This window comes from Xanthobacter sp. 91 (genome assembly GCF_000702385.1).
GTDB lineage: Bacteria > Pseudomonadota > Alphaproteobacteria > Rhizobiales > Xanthobacteraceae > Xanthobacter > Xanthobacter aminoxidans.
Window position 1 is genome coordinate 5267173 of record NZ_JNIB01000001.1, and the last position, 18833, is coordinate 5286005.

Here is an 18833-nt window from a genome sequence, read left to right on the forward strand (position 1 = left end):
CCCGGCGGGCGGAGCGGCTATGGTCCATGATCTCCCGGATCAGGATCTGCCCCGCCATGTTCTACGAGCCGTCCAAGCGCAATCACGGCCTGCCCTTCTCCCCGCTGAAGGCCATCGTGGCGCCCCGCCCCATCGGCTGGATCTCCTCGCTGACGCCGGAGGGCGTGGCGAACCTCGCCCCCTATTCCTTCTTCAACCTGATCTGCGAGGCGCCGCCGCTGGTGATGTTCTCGTCCGCCGGCCACAAGGACAGCGCCGCCAACATCGAGGCCACCGGCGAGTTCGTCTGCAATCTCGCCACCCTCGACCTCATCGACGCGGTGAACCTCACCTCCGCCCCCGCGCCGCGCGACGTGAGCGAGTTCGACCTCGTGGGCCTCGAGCGCGCACCCTCGCGCCTCGTGAAGCCGCCCCGCGTGGCGGCGAGCCCCTGCGCCCTCGAATGCGTCTATGTGGAGACCTTCCGCCCCAAGGGGAAGGACGGCACGCTGCCCGACCAGCACATGATCATCGGCGAGATCGTCGGCGTTTACGTGGACGATGCCGCCATCGTGGACGGGCGGGTGGACATGCGGGTCATGAAGTCCCTCGCCCGCTGCGGCTATCTCGACTACTCCTTTGTCGATGAACTGACCGAGCGCGAGCGCCCGCCGGGCGGCGGCATGGACCTGAAGGCGCGGACGCCGAAGGGTTGAGCCTCGCGATTTTAAGCAGAAGTCCGCGCACTGCGCCGTCATCCCCCGGCTCGTCCGGGGGATCCACGGTGTGGCTGATTCCCATCGTCGGCCACGGCACCAGCGGAACGGTGGATCGCCCGCACGAGGCGGGCGATGACAGCAGTGAAATGGAGCGGTGCGCTCCTCACTCCGCCGGCGTACCCTTGCAAGGCATCGCCCGTTCGGTGGGCGCGTAGATGAGGATGTCGGGCTTGAAGCGCTCGACGGCGCCCATCTCGAAGCGGCAATAGCGGTGGTGCATCCAGGCATAGGCTGATGCCTGCGACACGCCGAGGCCGCGCCAGGAGCCCTGCGAGAAGCTGTCGCCGATGACCATGATGCGCGGGCCGGCATGGCCCGTGTCGATGGCATAGGGCTGGAACGGATCGTTGTCCGGCACCGGCTTGAAGATGCCGGGGATGAGCTTCGGGTCCTTCGGCGCCACCATGGGTCCCTTGGGCGGGAACATCACGTCCGGCGGGTTCGGCACGGGCGCGCCCGTCGCGCGCAGCAGGTCGCCGGTGAGGCGCGGCTCGGGCGGGCCGAGGGCGTCTTCCGGCTTCACTTCCAGATCGGGGCGGCCGGCGGCGGCCATGGCGGCGTTGAAGCCGAGGAGTTGGCCGCGCTGGTTCCAGTGGGTGTCATAGCGCCAATGCACCGGCCCGGTCTTCTTCGCCTCGGCGAGGATGGGGCGCATGTCCACGAAGGTGATGCCGGCCGCCTTCATCTTCTCCGCCACGAGATCATACTCGGTGGGCGACACCTTCAGGCGCCGGGCATAGGCGGGCAAATTCTCGAAATTGGTGGTGTGGCCGTTGGGCGGAATGAGCACCACGAAGCGCCCGCCATGGGCGGTCATGTAGGCGTTCATGCGCTCGGCGAGCGCGACGATGCTCGTCACCGCCTCCGGCCGCACCAACTGGCCCAGCGACTGCTCCAGCGCGTGCTCGTCCTTGAGGAAGAGCGAGCCGTTCTCGCCCTTCAGCGCGAGGTCGCCCTGGGTGTCGCCGATGAAGCGCACATAGGAGCGGTGGGCGGTGAGCACCGCACCGCGGAAGCCGAACACGTTGTTGATGTAGGGATCGAGCCGGCGCGCCGCATCCTCCCACCAGCGCGCCTCGGGGGCGGCGACGGTGCGCAGCGGGGCCGGCAGGTCCGGGGCGATCAGGCCGATGGTGGGCAGAGTGAGAATGGCGAAGAAGATCACCGCCCACCAGCGGCGGAAGGACATCAGAAGCGGCATCGCATGTCCTCCCTTCAGAACCGGAAATAGAGGAAGGGCGAGTAGGTCGCCGCCCCCACCGAGAGCACGCAGAGCACGAACAGGCCCCACACCACGAGACTATCCACCGCGCCGAACACCGCGAGGCGGACCTTCGGCGCCATGCTCCGCCCGCCCGGACGCGGCAGCCCGAACATGGCGAGCGGCCACGCCAGCACCAGAATGGCCAGCGTCACCGGCTTCAGCTCCACCTCCAGCTGGGTGGAAAGATAGCCGGCGCCGTTCATGCCCACGAGGCCCTGGAACAGCTCCAGCGCCTGCGGCAGGCTGTCGGCGCGGAACCACACCCAGCCGGTGAGCACCACCAAGAGCACGTAGAGGTGGGAGAGCACGCGCGGCGCCGTCTTCATCCAGGCGCCGAAGCGGGTGCGCTCCAGCACCAGGAAGGTGCCGTGGTGGGCGCCCCAGATCACGAACGTCCAGCTCGCCCCGTGCCACAGGCCGCACAGGAGGAAGACGGTCCAGAGATTCGCCGCCGTGTGCCAGTGGCCGTGCCTGTTGCCGCCGAGCGGGATGTAGAGATAGTCGCGGAACCAGCTCGACAGGCTCATGTGCCAGCGGCGCCAGAAATCCGAGATGGAGCGCGCGCCATAGGGCAGGTTGAAGTTGCGCGGGAACTTCAACCCCATGGCGATGGCGAGGCCGATGGCCATGTTGGAATAGCCGCCGAAGTCGAAATAGATCTGCAGCGCATAGGCGGTGACGCCGAGCCACGCCTCGCCGAGATTGGGCGTGGCCGTATGGTCGAACACCGCGCTGACCACCGGGGCCACCTCGTCGGCGATCAGCACCTTCCAGGACAGGCCGATGACGAAGATGCGCAGGCCCGCCGAGACCCGGCCGAGCGTGGTGCGCCGCTGCCGGATGCGGCGGTGGATGGTGGAGTAGCGGACGATGGGTCCCGCCACCAGCTGCGGGAACATGGTGATGTAGACCGCGATCTCCTCGAACCGCCCGTTGGCCGAGGCTTTCCGGCGGTACACGTCCACGAGATAGGAAATCGCGTGGAAGGTGAAGAAGGAGATGCCCAGCGGCAGCGCCGGATGCACCACCGGCAGCGCGAGGCCCGTCGGCGCCAGCAGCACGTTGAAATTCTGCGCCAGGAAGCCGGAATACTTGAAGGCGATGAGGCCGCAAAGGTTCGCCGCCACCGCCAGGCCCAGCACGCGCAGCCGCCAGCGTTCGCTGCGTCGGTCGATGGCGAGGGCGAGGAAATAGTTGCCGACGATGGAGGCCGCCAGCACCAGAACGTTGGGAAGTCCGCCCCAGGCGTAGAACACCAGCGAGAAGGCGAGCAGCACCATGTTCTTCGCGCGCACGCCGGGCGTCGCGAAGTAGCACAGCAGGAATGCCGGCAGGAAATAGAACAGGAAGGTGACGGAGGAGAAGACCATGGCTCGCCGGCGCCCGGGGCGTCAGTAGACGAACTGCTCGCGCAGGATGCGTTCGTCGAGACCATGGTCGGGGTCGAACAGCATGTCCACGGAGGAGGTGGTATCGAGCCGCGCGGAGACGGCGATGATGTCGCGCACCTCGAAATGGTCGGCCGCCGCGCTCACCGGGCGCTTGTCGGCCTCCATCACGGCGATGTCGATGCGCGCGCGGTCCGGCACCAGCGCGCCGCGCCAGCGGCGGGGCGGAAGGGCGAGATGGGGGTGAGCGCCAGCAGCGCCGTACCCAGAGGCAGGATCGGCCCGTGGGCGGAGAGGTTGTAGGCGGTGGAGCCGGCCGGGGTCGCGACGATGACGCCGTCGCAGATCAGCTCCTCCAGCCGCATCTTGCCGTCGATGGAAATGCGCAGCTTCGCCGCCTGGTAGGACTGGCGCAGCAGGGACACCTCGTTGAAGGCCGGGGCGCGGTGGCGCATCCCGCTGGAGGTCACGGCTTCCATCATCAAGGGATGGATGGTCACAGACTGCGCGGCGCTGAGGCGCTCGACCAGCCCCTCCTCGCGATAGGTGTTCATCAGGAAACCCACCGAGCCGCGGTGCATGCCGTAGATGGGCAGGTCGCGCTCGCGGAAGCGGTGCAGGGTCTGCAGCATCAGGCCGTCGCCACCGAGGGCGACCACCACGTCGGCCTCCTCCTCCGCCACCATGCCGTAGCGGGCGACGAGGCGCTCGCGCGCGGCGTCGGCCTCGGGCGTCTGGCTGGAAACGAAGGCGATGCGCTGGAAACGGGGTTCGCTCATCGGTGCGTCGGTCAGGAGGATCGTCCGGTCGGCGGGCCGGGAGCGGAAGGGGCCGGGAACGGTCTAGCCCTCCCGCCGCCGTCTGTCGAGGCGCCGGGAGGGATGGTAGGGTCGCGGGGCAAGCGCATCGCCCGGAGGAACTCATGCCCGCGCGCATCGTCTACGCCACCTTCCCCAGCGTCGCGGAGGCCGAGGCGATGGCCCGCACGCTGGTGGAGGCGCGCCTCGTCGCCTGCGCCAACATCCTGCCGGAGATGGTCTCCATCTACCGCTGGGAGGGACAGATCGAGCGCGGCACCGAGGCGGTGATGATGCTCAAGACCACCGCGGAGCGCGCCGCCGAGGTGGTGGAGGCGGTGCGCGCCGCCCATCCCTACGACGTGCCAGCCATCGTCGTTCTGCCGCTGGAAGGCGGCCTGCCGGCCTATCTCGCCTGGATCGCCGGCGAAGTGACGACGGGCTGAGGCGGCGGGGTGTGGGGCGCCGGCGGCTGGCGGGGGCGATTTCGCTTGGCCCTGGCCACCCTAAACCCGTCATGCCCGGGCTTGTCCCGGGCATCCACGTCGGGCCGATTGGGCGATGGCCGAAGACATATTCCCGGCCGATCCACGTGGATGGCCGGGACAAGCCCGGCCATGACGGCGGTGAAATGGTGGCGGCGGGCTGAACCCGCCGCCTTGCCCTCAGCTCACAGCACCGGCCGCCAGTAGACCGGCTGGTAGCGGTAGCCGTCGCCCTGCTTCTCCAGAAAGGCCGCGCCGGGGAACGGGAAGTGATAGCCCGCCACCATGATGCGCTCCGCCGCGAGGCGGTCGTAGGTCTTGCGCCGCACCGCCTCGGCCGCCGCGGGGTCCATGTCGAACGCGGCGTGCCAGCCGGGATTGGCCACGAACAGGGCCGGCAGATTGGTGAGGTCGGACTGGATGAAGAGGGTGTCGAAGCCCGATTCCAGCTCGAACGAGGTATGCCCCGGCGTATGGCCCGGCGTGCCCACCGCCTTCAGGCCCGGCGCCAGTTCCTTGTCCCAGGCGTAGCGCTCCACCTTGCCCTCGAAGGGCTTGAACACCCGGCGCACGTTCTGGAACCCGGCCTTGAGGCCATCCGGCGCGCGGCTCATCTGGCCGTCGTCCATCCAGAACGCCCATTCCTTCTCCGGCACCATGAGCTGGGCCTTGGGGAAGGCCGGCGTGCCATCGGCGAGGACAAGGCCGTTGATGTGGTCCTGGTGGAAGTGGGAAATCACCACCTGATCGAGGGAGGCGGGGTCGATCTCCAGATCCTGAAGGGTGCCGCGCACGAGGCCCACGGGCCCGGCCTGCCCGCCATTGCCGGTATCCACGAGCACCTTGCGCCCGCCGATGTCGAGCAGGAGGACGGTGAAGGAGATGGGCACCTCGTTCTCGGGCAGGAAGGCGCCCTTGAGGGCCGCGTTCACCTTGTCCTTCGGCTGGTTGCGCACGAACGTGTCGGACAGAGGAATGGTGCGCATGCCGTCGGAGATGGCCGTCACCACCACGTCGCCCACCTTGTAGCGATAGACACTTGGCACCTGCATCGCGCCGGCGGTCTTCGCCGCATCGGGATTGGGGGCGGGGGTGGATTGGGTGCCGGCGACGGGCGGGGCGGCATTCTTGGCGGGGGCTGGCTGGGCGGCGGCACCACCCACTGCGCCGGCGAGCGCACCGGCCATGCCGGCCGTACCGGCCAGAAGGGTCCGACGGGAAACCTCGGTCATCCAATTCTCCTCGGGGCGTGACGCGCCGGGAGATTAGGACAGGCCTTCAAGGCAGGTCGATGCCGGAACGAAAACGCCGCGCTCACATCCCTGCGAGCGCGGCGTTTCGAATCGTAAGCGGGACCAAAAGGGATCAGCGCACCGCCGATCCCGGCACCCGATCAGCGCACCGGCGGCGCGTACTGGATGCCGCCCATGCTCCAGAGCTGGTTGATGCCGCGCGGGATGCCCAGCTTGGAGGCGGCGCCCACGTTGCGCTCGAAGCTCTCGCCGTAATTGCCCACCGCCTTGACGATGCGCACGACGAAGTCCTTCGTCACGCCCAGCTCCTCGCCGTAATTGCCCTCATTGCCCACGAGGCGCTTCACCTCGGGCTTCTGGGACTTCAGCGCGGCGTCGATGGTGTTGGTGGCGACGCCGAGTTCCTCGGCGTTGATCATCGCGTACACCGTCCACTTCACCAGATTGAACCACTGGTCGTCGCCCTGGCGGACGACGGGGCCGAGGGGCTCCTTGGAGATGACGTCGGGCAGCACGATGTGGTCACCGGGCTTGGCCATGGTGAGGCGCAGGGCATAGAGCTGCGACACGTCGGTGGTGAGCGTGTCGCACTTGCCGTCCTCGTAGGCCTTCACCAGCTCGCCGGAGGTGGGCAGCGTCACCAGTTCCAGCGTCATGCCGTTGGCGGCGAAATAGTCCTTGGTGTTGCTCTCGGCGGTGGTGCCCGCCTGCACGCAGACCTTGGACTTGTCCAGCTCAAGGGCGGACGTGACCTTGCGGGCGTCGCGCACCAGGAAGCCCTGGCCATCATAATAGTTGATGGCGGCGAAGAGCAGGCCGAGCTTGGCCTCGCGCTCCAGCGTCCAGGTGGAGTTGCGCGAGAGCACGTCGATCTCGCCCTTGGTGAGGGCGGGGAAGCGCTCGTCCGCCGTCAGCGGCACGTACTTCACCTTGTTCGGGTCGTCGAAGATGGCCGCCGCCATCGCCTTGCAGACGTCGACGTCGAAGCCGGTCCACTTGCCGGAGGCGTCCTGGGCGGAGAAGCCGGGGAGGCCCTTGGAGACGCCGCAGACCAGTTCGCCGCGGTCCTTCACGGTCTTGAGGGTCTGCGCCGTTGCCGCCGTTGCGCCGAGCGCAAGGGCCGCGCCGGCCAGTAGGGCCAGGATCGTCTTCATGAAGTCCCCCAGTGAAAATGTGTCGGAAAGGGCCGCTCTCAGAGAGCGGCCTGCTGGCGAACCACGACCTTCGTGCCCACCGGGACACGGCTGTAGAGGTCGATGATCTCGCTGTTCACGAGGCGGAAGCAGCCCGAGGACACGGCGTAGCCGATGGTCTGCGGCTGGTTGGTGCCGTGGATACGGTAGACAGTGCCGCCGATGTAGAGCGCGCGGGCGCCCATCGGGTTGCCGGGGCCGCCGGCCATGAAGCGCGGCAGGTAGGGCTGGCGCTGGATCATCTCGGACGGCGGGGTCCAGTCCGGCCACTCGGCCTTGCGCTCGATGGACTTGAGGCCCGACCACTGGAAGCCGTCACGGCCCACGCCGATGCCGTAGCGCATGGCGCGGTTGTCGCCCTGCACCAGGTACAGGAAGCGTTCGTTCGTGTGGATCACGATCGTGCCGGGCTTCTCGGTGGTGCGGAAGTACACCGGCTGGTGGCGGAACTGCGGATCGAGCTGGGCGACGTCGTCATCCGGCGCCGTGAGGCCCGGCTGCTCGTCGATGTCCATCACCGCGCCGGGGCCGCCGCGCGGGCCGACCTGGGCGCTGGCGCCGGTCACAAAGGCAAACACGCCCACCTGAAGCAGGGCGGCGAAGGTCAAGGTCTTGATCGTCACAGGCATCATGCCGGCCTCTTCTAGACGCATCCCGGGCTATGAACCCGGTCGAGCGGTGTCCTCCCGATCGTGCCGCCCCCAAAGGCGCCCCGACCGGTTTCCCACCCCGCGTGACCCGCCCTGCCCTCCGAAAAAAGGCCCTCCCTGGACCTTTCCGGAACGACGCCAGCATGGCGAACACTCACGACCCCGCATTCCGATTAGCCGAGGCCGCGCGCGAGGGAAAGGGGGGACGCAGCCGAAGCACTGAAGCATTTTGGTCCTGAAGGATTGCTGAACGGTATCCGGAGCGTGGATCGAGCGTTTTTCCGGGTCCGGAGCTGTCGCCGGCCTTGCAGGGGCGCCCGGTTCGGCCCCGGCGTCGGGCGGCGCGCTTTACGCGGCGCCATGGCCTCGCCTAAAAGGGCGCGCTTAACGAAAAGGCCTACCTGCGAGGTGCGCAGGAGTGGGCCGCAAGGAGCTTTGACATGATTTCCCTGACCTTCCCCGACGGCGCCAAGCGCGACTATGCCGAGGGGACGTCCGGCGCGGACATCGCCGCCGCCATCTCCAAATCCCTCGCCAAGAAGGCCGTCGCCGTCACCCTTGACGGGGAACTGGCCGACCTCGCCCAGCCCATCACCCGCGACGCGAAGATCGAGATCGTCACCCGCGACGATCCCCGCGCCCTGGAGCTGATCCGCCACGACTGCTCGCACGTGATGGCGGAAGCGGTGCAGGAGCTGTGGCCTGGCACGCAGGTGACCATCGGCCCGGTGATCGACAACGGCTTCTATTACGACTTCGCCCGCAACGCCCCCTTCACCTCGGAAGACCTGCCCGTCATCGAGGCGAAGATGCGCGAGATCATCGCCCGCGACCGCCCCTTCACTAAGGAAGTGTGGACGCGCGAGGAGGCCAAGCGCGTGTTCGCCGCCAAGGGCGAGAACTACAAGGTCGAGCTGGTCGACGCGATCCCGGAAGACCAGGACGTGAAGATCTACAAGCAGGGCGAGTGGTTCGACCTCTGCCGCGGCCCGCACATGCCCTCCACGGGCAAGATCGGCACCGCCTTCAAGCTGATGAAGGTGGCCGGCGCCTACTGGCGCGGTGATTCGAACAACCCGATGCTCACCCGCATCTACGGCACCGCCTGGCAGGACGAGAAGGAGCTCGGCGCCTATCTCCACCGCCTGGAAGAGGCCGAGAAGCGCGACCACCGCCGCCTCGGCCGGGAGATGGACCTCTTCCACTTCCAGGAGGAAGGCCCCGGCACGGTGTTCTGGCACCCCAAGGGCTGGACCCTGTTCCAGGAGCTGGTGGCCTACATGCGCCGGCGGCTGAAGGCCGACTATAGCGAGGTCAACGCCCCGCAGGTGCTCGACCATTCGCTGTGGGAGACCTCCGGTCACTGGGGCTGGTACAGGGAGAACATGTTCAAGGTCCAGTCCGCCGGCGACGAGACCAAGGACGAGCGCGTGTTCGCGCTGAAGCCCATGAACTGCCCCGGCCATGTGCAGATCTTCAAGCACGGGCTGAAGAGCTATCGCGACCTGCCCATGCGCCTCGCGGAGTTCGGCGCGGTGCACCGCTACGAGCCCTCCGGCGCGCTGCACGGGCTCATGCGCGTGCGCGGCTTCACCCAGGACGACGCCCACATCTTCTGCACCGAGGAGCAGATGGCGGCGGAGTGCCTGAAGATCAACGATCTCATCCTCTCCACCTATGCCGATTTCGGCTTCGAGGAGATCGTGGTGAAGCTCTCCACCCGGCCGGAGAAGCGCGTGGGCTCGGATGCCGTGTGGGATCACGCCGAGGAGGTGATGACCCGCGTGCTGGCCGAGATCGAGGCCCAGTCGGGCGGGCGCATCAAGACCGGCATCCTGCCGGGCGAGGGCGCCTTCTACGGCCCCAAGTTCGAATACACGCTGAAGGATGCCATCGGCCGCGAATGGCAGTGCGGCACCACGCAGGTGGACTTCAACCTGCCGGAGCGGTTCGGCGCCTTCTATGTGGATGCGGACGGGCAGAAGAAGACGCCTGTCATGATCCACCGCGCCATCTGCGGCTCCATGGAGCGCTTCACCGGCATCCTCATCGAGCACTTCGCCGGGCACTTCCCGCTGTGGCTCGCCCCGACGCAGGTGGTGGTCGCCACCATCACTTCGGATGCGGATGACTACGCCGCCGAGGTGGTGGACGCGCTGAAGGCGGCGGGGCTCAGGGTCGAACTCGACCTCAGGAACGAGAAGATCAACCTGAAGGTGCGCGAGCACTCGCTGGCCAAGGTGCCGGTGCTGCTGGTGGCGGGCAAGAAGGAGGCGGCCGAACGCACCCTCTCCATCCGCCGCCTCGGCTCCAACGCCCAGACCTCCGGGTCTCTGGACGAGGTGATCGCCGCGCTGGTGGACGAGGCCGTGCCGCCGGACCTCAAGCGCAAGATGCTGTCCGCCAAGGCGGCGTAAGCTGGATCGCACGGGCGGGGCTCAGGCTCCGCCCGCCGCACGCCCTGCCCGCCGCACGACCTGTCAGAACTTGTAGCCGATGCCCATGCGGATGGCCTGCTGGTTCAGGTCCTGCAGGATCGTGGAATTGGTGCCCACCGAGTTCTCGGAGCTGTCGAAGCCGGTGTAGCGATATTCGAGGCGGGCGGTGAAGTGATCGGAGAGGGCCTGCTCGACGCCAGCGCCCACGGTCCAGCCCGGACGGGTTTCGCTGTAGGCGTGGAACGATTTTCCCAGCCGCCACAGATTGTTGAAGACATCGGCATAGGCGACGCCGCCCGTCACATAGACGAGCGTGCGGTCGAATGCATAGCCAAGGCGCGCGCGCAGCGAGGCCTGCCAGCTCTCGTCCACCGCATGGCCGTAGAGGTAGTTGGTGAAAGGGCTGGAGAAGGCCGAGGTGCCGGTGACTGCGGACCCTTCGATATCGCCCTCGATGCCGAGCACGATGTGGTCCACCTGCCAGTTGAAGGCGGCATAGGCACCGCCCACGATGCCGTCGGCCCCGGTGGAATAGGCCGGGCATTTGTTGCGGCCCCAGTTGCAATCCTGCCCGCTCGCCTGCGCCCAGGCATATCCGACGTCCAGACCTACAGTGAAGCCGGTCCAGGAAAAGGCCGGCGTCTCCACCGGGGGCGCCGCCAGGGCGCCATGGGGGGCACCGAGGATCAAGGCGAGCGACGCGACTACGGCGGCGGAAGAACGAGCGCGCATGGGGCGACCTCAAGCGGGGAGACCAACGGGGACTGGAAGACACTGCTGCAACGCAGCGCGTGCAGCATGCGGCCCCACCCGCACCCCCCGCAAGGCGGCAGGGAACTTGAGCTGAACAGTTTCGCTTGTGTGTCTTTTGGGAAACGCACGCGCCGGCCGAGGGGCCGATTATTTCCTCAGCGTCGCGAAATAGGCCGCGAGGTCCGCCGCCTCGGTGCGGGTGAGGGAGACCTGCGGCATCTGCGGGTGCGGCTTCAGCAGGCGGAAGGCCAGCCAGGAACCAGACGGAGCGCCGGAGACGTCGCCGTCACGGGCGGCGATGGCGGCGAAGGTGGGGGCATCGCTGGCGGCGCTCTGGGGCGCGGTGCCGACCACATGGCAGCTGGCGCACCAGCGCTCGGCGAGCGAGCGCCCGGCCGCGGCGTCGGCGGCGCGGGCGGGCGCGGCGGCGAGAAACGGCGTGGCGAGGCTCAAGGCGACGAGGGCGGGGAGCGCGACGACGCTGGTCGCGCGCAGGACAAGACGCACCATGGGAACCCTCCGGACGGGATGGCGGCCGGGCGTCACTTCGCCAGAACCTCCACCTCCTGATTCTTGCCGGCCTCGACCTTGATGTCGCGGCTGTAATTCTTGCCGTCCTTGCGGGCGATGACGGAATAGTCGCCTTCCGAGAGCACGATGGTCGGGAAGGCGCCGATGGATTCCTTGATGGTGTCGCCGCCGGGCGTGATGACCGTCCACTGGGTGTCGGCCTGCGCCTCGCCATGTGCCACCTTCACCAGCTTCAGGCTGATCTGCGCCGCCCGATGGTGGACCGTGGCATCGGTGAGCTTGCCGGGCTGGACGATCACGTCCGCGCGCACCACGGCGTTGGCGTCGCCATAGGTGGAGACCACGTGATAGGTGCCCTCCGGCAGCAGCACCACGTCGCCGGCGGCGGCGCCGCGATAATAAGGCTGGCTGGAGGTGCGGCCCTGCAGGAAGGAGCCCTCGAAGATGTCGAAGGTGAGCCTCTGGGCGGGGATCGGCTTGTCGTCCACGTCGGCGGCGAGGCGCAGGGCGCCGGCCGGAAGGTCGAACGCCTGCCGGCGCGAGACCGGTCCCATCTGCACCCGCTGCGCCGCGGTGGCGAAGCCGTAGCTGACGTGGACGATGTAGCCGCCCGGATTGAGGAAGAAGACGGGCGCGTGCTCCGAGCTTTCCGCCACCAGCGGGAACGCGCCGGTGGAGGCCTCGGGCTGGTCGGCGAAGACGCGCCAGACGAGGCCGCGCGAAATGGGGCCGCCTTCTGCACCGAAACGGGCATAGACACCCAGCGCCGCCTTGCCGGGAGGGGCCGGCGGCAGCACCGCATGGGGCTCGCGACCCGACTGGCCGGCCTGCGCCGAGGGACCCGGCTGGCCGGGGGGCGGCGGTAGGCCCGGAGGCAGGCCGGTCGGCCGCGCGGCGGGCGGGGTGCCGAACGGCCCGGCGGGCGGCGGCGCGGCGGACGGGCCGAGGAACTGCATGGACTGCGCCGCGGCCGGCCCTGCGCCCGCAACGAGCCCCAGGGGCGCCATCACGGCCCAGAGACCCAGCACAGCCACCCGCATCGCGCGCCCAGCCGCCGGCATCCGCGCGGCCGGGGCGACCGGTCCGGGGCGGCGGAGGCGAGGAAAAGCACGAGCGAAGCGGATCATGCCTCCTGACGTGCACAAAATTCGGGGCGGATTCAAGTCACCCGCCGCGTCAGCCTGCGGCCGGTTGCCGCCGCGCCCGCGCGGTTCCTTCCCGGGCGGCCCCTCTGTAGATTGCCCCGTAACCCTTTCATCGGAAGCCATTGCCCCATGACTGTTGTGAGCCCCGAGACCATCGCCCTCCTCGCCACCCGCCGCTCCTCGCGCGTCATCGATCTTGTCGCCCCTGGCCCCTCGCTGGAGGAGCTGGACACCCTTCTCACCATCGGCGCGCGGGTGCCGGACCATGGCAAGCTCGCCCCCTGGCGCTTCATCGTGCTGGAGGGGGACGGCCGCGACCGGGCCGGCGCCCTGCTGGCGGAGGCGCTCGCGGCATCCGATCCCGGCGTCGGCGAGAAGCGGTTGGAGGATGAGCGCGCCCGTTTCCTGCGCGCGCCGCTGGTGGTGGCGGTGGTGTCGCGCGCGGCGCCGCATGTGAAGATCCCGGAATACGAGCAGCTGCTGTCGGCGGCCGCCGCCTGCCAGAACATCCTCGTCGCCTGCGCGGCGCTGGGCTACGGCGCCACCTGGCTCACCGAATGGACGACCTACGACGCCAACGCCCGCGCGGCGCTGGGCCTCGAAGAGTTCGAGCGCTTCGTCGGCTTCATCTATATCGGCACCGCCACCCAGAAGCTGGAAGACCGCCCCCGCCCGCCCCTCGCCGCCGTGGTGACGCGGTTCTGAGGGGGTGAGCCCGCATCACCCGCTCTCGCACCCCGGACGCATGCAGCGCCAGCGGAATGCGATCCGGGGTCCAGCGCAAGGCGCCGCCGCAGGCGCTTCCTGATCCCGCCGCCCTCGGGCTTTGCCCCGCTGCGCGGGAACACTTGCGCTGGCCCCCGGATCAGCGCTCCGGCTGCGCCGTCGCTTGTCCGGGGAACCGGGGGGCCTCCCCCTCACTCATCCGCCAGCGGATGCAGGTCGCGCACCATGCTCTTGAGGCGTTCGTCGAGAACGTGGGTGTAGATCTGGGTGGTGGAGACATCGGCATGGCCGAGCAGGGTCTGCACCACCCGAAGGTCCGCGCCATGGGCCAGAAGATGGCTGGCGAAGGCGTGGCGCAGGACGTGGGGGGAGAGCTTGGCGGGATCGAGCCCTGCGGCCAGTGCCAGCTCCTTCAGGTCCCGCGCCGCCTGCTGGCGGGTCACGTAGCCGCTCTCGCTGGAGGACGGAAACAGCCAGCGCGACGCCTCCAGCCCCGCCCCCTTGCGCGCATCGAGATAGGCCGCCATGGCCGTCCGCGCGGGGTCGGAGAGGGGCACGAGCCGTTCCTTGCGTCCCTTGCCGGTGACCAGAATGGCATCGCCCCGCGCCCGCGCGGCGGCAGCCGGCAGCGACACCAGCTCGGAAATGCGCAGGCCGCTGGCATAGAGCAATTCGACCACGGCGGCGGTGCGCCGGCGCTTCAGCATCTCCGCGCGCGCCTTGGCTGCGGCCTCCCCCTCCTCGGCCGGAACCTCCGACGCACGGGCGTGCGCCGTCTCGATCAGGGTGGAGACCTCCTCCACCGTCAGCACCTTGGGCAAAGGGCGCCCGCGCCTCGGGCCTTCCAGCACGGCGGCGGGATCGTCCCCCCGGTGCCCCTCGGCATAGAGGAAGCGGAAGAACTGGCGCACGGCGGAAAGGCGCCGCGCCACGGTGGTGGCCTTGTAGCCGCGCGTGGAGAGATCGGCGAGCCAATCGCGGATGGCGGGCGTGTCGGCGGTCGCGATGGCGCGGGGGGCGAGGAAGTCGGCAAGATCGGTCAGGTCGCGCCGGTAGGCTTCCAGCGTGTTGGCGCCCGCGCCGCGCTCCACCGCCTGCATGTCGAGGAACAGCGCGAGCGGGCCCTGGGCCGTCGCGCCGGGCGTGGTCATTTGCCGATCTTTTCGGGGGCGACGGTGAAGGAGAGTTCCCGCTCCTGCGGCTCCACCCGCGTGGCGAGCGCCCACAGGGCGGCATAGCCGAGGCCGCCGAGCACGGCCAGCACCACCAGAATGCGGAAGAGCGTGGGCATCGCTGCCTCCATCAGGTGCGGGCGCGAATCGCCCGCGGGCACCCCTCTTTCGCCAGAGGTGCCACGGCCTGCGCCGCCGTTCAAGGCGAGGCGCTGTCCCCATGCCTTTCGGCACCAGCGACGCAGCGTCGCCTTGGACGGGCGGGGCGGCGGGTGCTTTGCTGCCGCCTCCCAACGAGGAGGAAATGATGAGCGACATCTGGTTCAAGGCGGGCGAGGCGACGGTGCTGGCGGCGGACGGGCAGGCGACGGATGCCATGCCGGAGGTGCTGATCGGCTCGGTGCGCGGCCCGGTGGGTCAGGCCTTCGCCTCCATGATGGGGCAGGTGCAGGGCCACACCCGCATGTTCGTGGTGCGCGACCTCAACCAGATGGTGCGCCCCGCGACGATGATGACCACCAAGGCCACCATCCACACCGCCGAATATGTGGAACTGCTGGGCGGCGTGGTGCAGGCGGCCATGGGCGACGCCATCGTCGATTGCGTCAGCGAGGGCATCATCCCCAAGGATCAGGTGGACGAGCTGGCCATGATCATCATGGTGTGGCTGGACCCGCGCTGCGCCGAGGACCCCAACCTCGACAAGGCCGACCTCTACCGCACCAATTACGAGGCGACCAAGCTCGCCATCTCCCGCGCGCTCAAGGGCGAGCCGTCCATCGACGAGCTGATCGCCAACCGCACGAGCGTGAAGCACTACGCCCTCGAGGGCGTCATCGAGTACTGACGCACGGTCACGGTGACGTTGGTGGAGCCGGACCCGCCGCTCGGCTGAAAGTTGCGAGAGACGTCGTCCGTTTCAAGCCAGTGTCATCATTGACGCCGTCATGCCCCGGCTTGTCCGGGGCATCCACTTCGCCTCTTGCCGGGCGCTTCGATACAAATGGCAGACCCGGCCACACCGTGGATCCCCCGGACAAGCCGGGGGATGACTCCGGGGAAAGTCCGGAAGCCCGCGATACGACCGAGCGGGCCGCAACTGCCTTGAGGTCACGGTGACGTTGGTGGAGCTGGACCCGCCGCTCGGCTAGGGTCCGGCTTGCGCCGGTGGTCAGGGGGCGGGTCCGGACGATTTTTCCGGGCCGGCCCCGTCATCCGCCCGGCCGCGTGCCGCGTATCGAGAGCATGAATGTCGCCGAGCCCAGTCTCATCGTCGAACTGCCGAAGCCGCGTCGCACCCGAACGCTGCCCAACGGCGGCATTCGTCCGGGCGGAGCGAGCGCCATGAGCGTCCAGCCTGCGGAGCCACGGGTCGCCGCCTCAGGGGCCGAGCTGAGCGCGCTCATCGTCGCGATCGCCACGCGGGCCGATCGCGAGGCCTTCGGCCGGCTGTTCCGCCATTTCGCGCCGCGGGTGAAATCCTATCTCGTGCGCAGCGGGCTCCCGGCCAATGCCGCCGAGGAGCTGGCGCAGGAAACCCTGCTGACGGTGTGGCGCAAGGCGACCTATTTCGACCCCACCCGCGCCGCCGCCTCCACCTGGATCTTCACCATCGCCCGCAACCTCTCCATCGACCTCAAGCGCCGCGAGCGCTATGGTGATACCTACAAAGCGGAGACGCACGAGGACGAGGTGGACGAAACCTCGGGCGAGACCATCCTCATGACCGCCGAGCGGGAGGCGCGGGTGCGCGCCGCCCTCGCCAAGCTGTCGGAGGAACAGGCCACCATCGTCCGCCTCTCCTTCTTTCAGGAGAAGCCCCATTCGCAGATCGCGCAGGAGCTGGGCATTCCGCTGGGCACCGCCAAGTCGCGCGTGCGCCTCGCGCTCAACCGTCTGCGCGCTTTGCTGGAAGACCTGAAATGAGTGCTTCGACCCATCCCGGCACCGAGACCCTGCTGCGCTACGCGGCGGGCACGCTGCCGGCCGGTCCCCGTCTGCTGGTGGATGTGCATCTCGACGGCTGCCCCGAATGCCGCGCGATGGTGGCGCGGTTGATGTCCGTCGGCGGCACGCTGCTGGACGCCTGCGAACCCCTCGCCCTCGCCCCCGATGCCCTCGACCGCGCACTGGCGCGGCTCGACGGCCTCTCCCCACGCCGCAATCCCGCTGCGCTCCATCATGCGGAAGCCGCCGGAGCACCATCGCCGAAGCGCTGGCCGCTGCCCGAGGGGCTGAAGCTGCCGCCTGGCGTGGTGCTGCCGCCGGCCATCGCGTCGCGCCGCATCGGCCGTCTGGTGCCGGTGGCGCCGGGGGTGCGGCTTGGCCTCGTGCATCTGGAAGAAGACCCGGACGCGCAGGTGCTGCTGTTCCGCATCGCGCCGGGGCGGGCCATTCCCCAGCACACCCATGCGGGGCTGGAATTCACCCACGTGATCTGCGGTGGCTTCAGCGATCCCGATGGCCATTACGGCCCCGGCGATCTGGTGGAATGCGATGGCGACGTGGACCATTCCCCCCGCGTCGATGATGACGGCGAATGCATCTGCCTCGCCGCCTTCGACGGCCGCATCCGCTTCCGCGGCCTGCTCGGCATGGTGACACGGCCGTTTATCTGAGTGGTTGGGCGTTTCTTCGCTCAGGCGCCGCGCGGGCTTTGGCGTTGCCTCCGCTCAAACGCCGCGCGGGCTTTGACGTTGCCTTCGCTCAAACGCCGCGCGGGCTTGGCCCGCCCCCTCAGAAGTGACTACGCGTCACGCCCTTCTTCACCACCGCCAGCGCCTCGGTGAGGTCGCTCGCCAGCTCCGCCTTCTGGACGGGGCCGAGGAAGCGGCCCACGGGCACGGTGCGCTTGCCGCTGATGAGGGCAACATCCAGCGTCCCGTGCTCCTCGTCGTCCTCACGCCACAGGCGGGTCCAGAACGGGTTGAGCCGTGTGGTGGAGGGGCGCCCCGCCGCCGGCTCGCGGCGGATTTCCACGAGGCTGGGCGTGACGAGGATATGTTCGCGCGCCCGGGCCGAGCGGAAGCTGGCGCGGAAGGCGATGTACATCAGCAGCACATCGAGGCCGAAGAAGCCGAAGATCGGCCACGCCCCCATGGCGAGGAAGGCGACGCCCGACACGAAGCTCACCGCCCCGATGCCCGCCATCACCCAGAAGAAGCCGCGCCGGGACAGGGACCGGTGCGGCGCGAGCGTGACCGCATAGACGACGGGCTCGTCGGGAGCCTGCGCGTCCGTCTCGAGTGCGATGTCTCGGTCGCTGGTCTGGGGCATTGCTCGGCAGTATACCCGAAAAATGCCGCGCAGGATCAATCCGCCCAAACCCGCCGTCCTCCCGGAGGCTGACGCCGCCAAGCCCCCGCGCCCAACGCGCGCGACGAAGGGGGCAAAGGTCGCGGCCGGCGCGTCGGGAACCACCGGGAAGGGGGCGAAGGCCCCGGCCAAGGGCAAGGCGGCCAAGGCTCCGGCAAGCGGCACGGCGAAGGCGGCCCCAGCGTCAAAGGCTTCGGGCGGCAAGACGTCTTCCGGGACCAAGCCCACCGGCAAAACCGCCGCCCCCCTCCCCCGCCGCAACAAGGCGGTGGCCAATGCGGCCGCGGCGGTCCACGGCCGCACCGTCTCGCCCTGGTCGGACGCGGAGATCACCGAGGCCTTCACCCGCTTCGAGGCGCAGGACCCCGAGCCCAAGGGCGAGCTGGACCACACCGACGCCTTCACCCTGCTCGTCGCCGTGGTGCTCTCCGCCCAGGCCACCGACACCGGCGTGAACAAGGCGACCAAGGGCCTGTTCTCCGCCGCCTCCACCCCCGCCGCCATGGTGGCGCTGGGGGAGGATCAGGTGGCGCACCACATCCGCACCCTCGGCCTGTTCCGGGGCAAGGCGAAGAATGTGGTGGAGCTGTCCCGCCTGCTGCTGGAGCGCCATGCCGGCATCGTGCCCAAGGACCGGGAAGCGCTGGAGGCGCTGCCCGGTGTCGGGCGCAAGACCGCCAATGTGGTCCTGAACATCGCCTTCGGCGTGCCCACCATCGCCGTGGACACCCACCTCTTCCGCGTCGCCAACCGCACCGGCCTTGCCCCCGGCGCGACGCCGCTGGCGGTGGAGCTGGGTCTGGAGGCGCGCATCCCCGACCGCTTCAAGCTGCACGCCCACCACTGGCTCATCCTGCACGGCCGCTACATCTGCAAGGCGACGAAGCCCGCGTGCAGCCGCTGCCTCATCACCGACCTCTGCCGCTGGCCGGAGAAGAATTTCTGAGGGGTTGGGGGCGGCCTCG

Annotated in this window: 19 protein-coding genes and 1 pseudogene; 8 read left to right on the top strand and 12 right to left on the bottom strand. The window is 69.1% G+C overall.

Going from position 1 to position 18833, the window contains the following annotated elements:
- Positions 1–56 precede the first annotated feature (56 nt).
- The gene (locus A37E_RS0124620; protein WP_029559037.1) at positions 57–695 is read left to right on the top strand and encodes a flavin reductase family protein; all 639 of its coding nucleotides are present in this window, start codon (positions 57–59) and stop codon (positions 693–695) included.
- A gap of 166 nt (positions 696–861) precedes the next feature.
- Here the strand turns inward: A37E_RS0124620 and A37E_RS0124625 are convergent, their stop codons facing one another.
- The 3 genes and pseudogenes from A37E_RS0124625 to A37E_RS25655 all read right to left on the bottom strand — a co-directional run bounded on the left by A37E_RS0124625 (position 862) and on the right by A37E_RS25655 (position 4189).
- The gene (locus A37E_RS0124625; RefSeq protein WP_029559038.1) at positions 862–1959 is read right to left on the bottom strand and encodes a hypothetical protein; all 1098 of its coding nucleotides are present in this window, start codon (positions 1957–1959) and stop codon (positions 862–864) included.
- A 14-nt stretch (positions 1960–1973) separates the two neighbouring features.
- Entirely contained in the window at positions 1974–3392 is a 1419-nt protein-coding gene (locus A37E_RS0124630; RefSeq protein WP_029559039.1) for an MBOAT family O-acyltransferase, read from the bottom strand.
- A gap of 21 nt (positions 3393–3413) precedes the next feature.
- Positions 3414–4189 (bottom strand): annotated as a pseudogene (locus A37E_RS25655) (NAD kinase).
- A gap of 143 nt (positions 4190–4332) precedes the next feature.
- On the opposite strand from A37E_RS25655, the gene cutA reads away from it, so the two are divergent.
- Positions 4333–4653, top strand: a complete 321-nt coding sequence (cutA, locus tag A37E_RS0124640; protein ID WP_029559040.1) for a divalent-cation tolerance protein CutA — start codon at positions 4333–4335, stop codon at positions 4651–4653.
- 224 nt (positions 4654–4877) lie between these two features.
- On the opposite strand, the gene A37E_RS0124645 is transcribed toward cutA, so the two are convergent.
- The 3 genes from A37E_RS0124645 to A37E_RS0124655 all read right to left on the bottom strand — a co-directional run bounded on the left by A37E_RS0124645 (position 4878) and on the right by A37E_RS0124655 (position 7770).
- A complete protein-coding gene (locus tag A37E_RS0124645; protein ID WP_029559041.1) occupies positions 4878–5924 on the bottom strand; it encodes an MBL fold metallo-hydrolase in 1047 nt (348 codons plus the stop codon).
- Between the two features lie 161 nt (positions 5925–6085).
- A complete protein-coding gene (locus tag A37E_RS0124650; protein ID WP_029559042.1) occupies positions 6086–7099 on the bottom strand; it encodes an amino acid ABC transporter substrate-binding protein in 1014 nt (337 codons plus the stop codon).
- Between the two features lie 38 nt (positions 7100–7137).
- A complete protein-coding gene (locus tag A37E_RS0124655) occupies positions 7138–7770 on the bottom strand; it encodes a L,D-transpeptidase (RefSeq protein ID WP_156026419.1) in 633 nt (210 codons plus the stop codon).
- A gap of 458 nt (positions 7771–8228) precedes the next feature.
- Here A37E_RS0124655 and thrS point away from each other — a divergent pair, with 458 nt between their 5' ends.
- Complete coding sequence (gene thrS, locus A37E_RS0124660; RefSeq protein ID WP_029559044.1) at positions 8229–10205, top strand: threonine--tRNA ligase; 1977 nt, start codon at positions 8229–8231, stop codon at positions 10203–10205.
- Between the two features lie 63 nt (positions 10206–10268).
- Here the strand turns inward: thrS and A37E_RS0124665 are convergent, their stop codons facing one another.
- From A37E_RS0124665 to A37E_RS27685, 3 genes are all read right to left on the bottom strand, one after another.
- Positions 10269–10958 carry an outer membrane protein gene (locus A37E_RS0124665; protein WP_051679323.1) on the bottom strand — a complete coding sequence of 230 codons (690 nt, stop codon included), beginning with the start codon at positions 10956–10958 and terminating at the stop codon, positions 10269–10271.
- A 168-nt stretch (positions 10959–11126) separates the two neighbouring features.
- Positions 11127–11489 carry a cytochrome c gene (locus A37E_RS0124670; RefSeq protein ID WP_081837762.1) on the bottom strand — a complete coding sequence of 121 codons (363 nt, stop codon included), beginning with the start codon at positions 11487–11489 and terminating at the stop codon, positions 11127–11129.
- Positions 11490–11521: 32 nt separating this feature from the next.
- Positions 11522–12550 (bottom strand): hypothetical protein, encoded by a 1029-nt coding sequence (locus A37E_RS27685; RefSeq protein ID WP_038193677.1) that lies wholly within the window; start codon positions 12548–12550, stop codon positions 11522–11524.
- A 234-nt stretch (positions 12551–12784) separates the two neighbouring features.
- Here A37E_RS27685 and A37E_RS0124680 point away from each other — a divergent pair, with 234 nt between their 5' ends.
- Positions 12785–13360, top strand: a complete 576-nt coding sequence (locus A37E_RS0124680) for a nitroreductase (RefSeq protein WP_029559048.1) — start codon at positions 12785–12787, stop codon at positions 13358–13360.
- A gap of 212 nt (positions 13361–13572) precedes the next feature.
- Here the strand turns inward: A37E_RS0124680 and A37E_RS0124685 are convergent, their stop codons facing one another.
- On the bottom strand, positions 13573–14532 hold the full coding sequence (locus tag A37E_RS0124685) for a site-specific tyrosine recombinase XerD (protein WP_029559049.1): 960 nt from the start codon (positions 14530–14532) through the stop codon (positions 13573–13575).
- A complete protein-coding gene (locus tag A37E_RS27280) occupies positions 14529–14672 on the bottom strand; it encodes a hypothetical protein (RefSeq protein ID WP_024278335.1) in 144 nt (47 codons plus the stop codon). Before A37E_RS27280 ends, A37E_RS0124685 begins: the two co-directional genes overlap by 4 nt.
- A gap of 188 nt (positions 14673–14860) precedes the next feature.
- Between A37E_RS27280 and fae the strand changes: the two genes are divergently transcribed.
- The 3 genes from fae to A37E_RS0124705 all read left to right on the top strand — a co-directional run bounded on the left by fae (position 14861) and on the right by A37E_RS0124705 (position 17171).
- The gene (fae, locus tag A37E_RS0124695) at positions 14861–15400 is read left to right on the top strand and encodes a formaldehyde-activating enzyme (RefSeq protein WP_029559051.1); all 540 of its coding nucleotides are present in this window, start codon (positions 14861–14863) and stop codon (positions 15398–15400) included.
- A 497-nt stretch (positions 15401–15897) separates the two neighbouring features.
- On the top strand, positions 15898–16479 hold the full coding sequence (locus A37E_RS25660; protein WP_051679495.1) for a sigma-70 family RNA polymerase sigma factor: 582 nt from the start codon (positions 15898–15900) through the stop codon (positions 16477–16479).
- Positions 16476–17171 (top strand): ChrR family anti-sigma-E factor, encoded by a 696-nt coding sequence (locus A37E_RS0124705; protein ID WP_029559053.1) that lies wholly within the window; start codon positions 16476–16478, stop codon positions 17169–17171. The genes A37E_RS25660 and A37E_RS0124705 overlap by 4 nt, the downstream gene beginning before the upstream one ends.
- A 118-nt stretch (positions 17172–17289) precedes the next feature.
- Here A37E_RS0124705 and A37E_RS0124710 read toward each other — a convergent pair whose 3' ends face one another.
- On the bottom strand, positions 17290–17829 hold the full coding sequence (locus tag A37E_RS0124710) for a DUF2244 domain-containing protein (protein WP_029559054.1): 540 nt from the start codon (positions 17827–17829) through the stop codon (positions 17290–17292).
- Positions 17830–17851: 22 nt separating this feature from the next.
- Here A37E_RS0124710 and nth point away from each other — a divergent pair, with 22 nt between their 5' ends.
- The gene (nth, locus tag A37E_RS0124715) at positions 17852–18814 is read left to right on the top strand and encodes an endonuclease III (RefSeq protein WP_081837763.1); all 963 of its coding nucleotides are present in this window, start codon (positions 17852–17854) and stop codon (positions 18812–18814) included.
- The last annotated feature ends 19 nt before the right edge of the window (positions 18815–18833 follow it).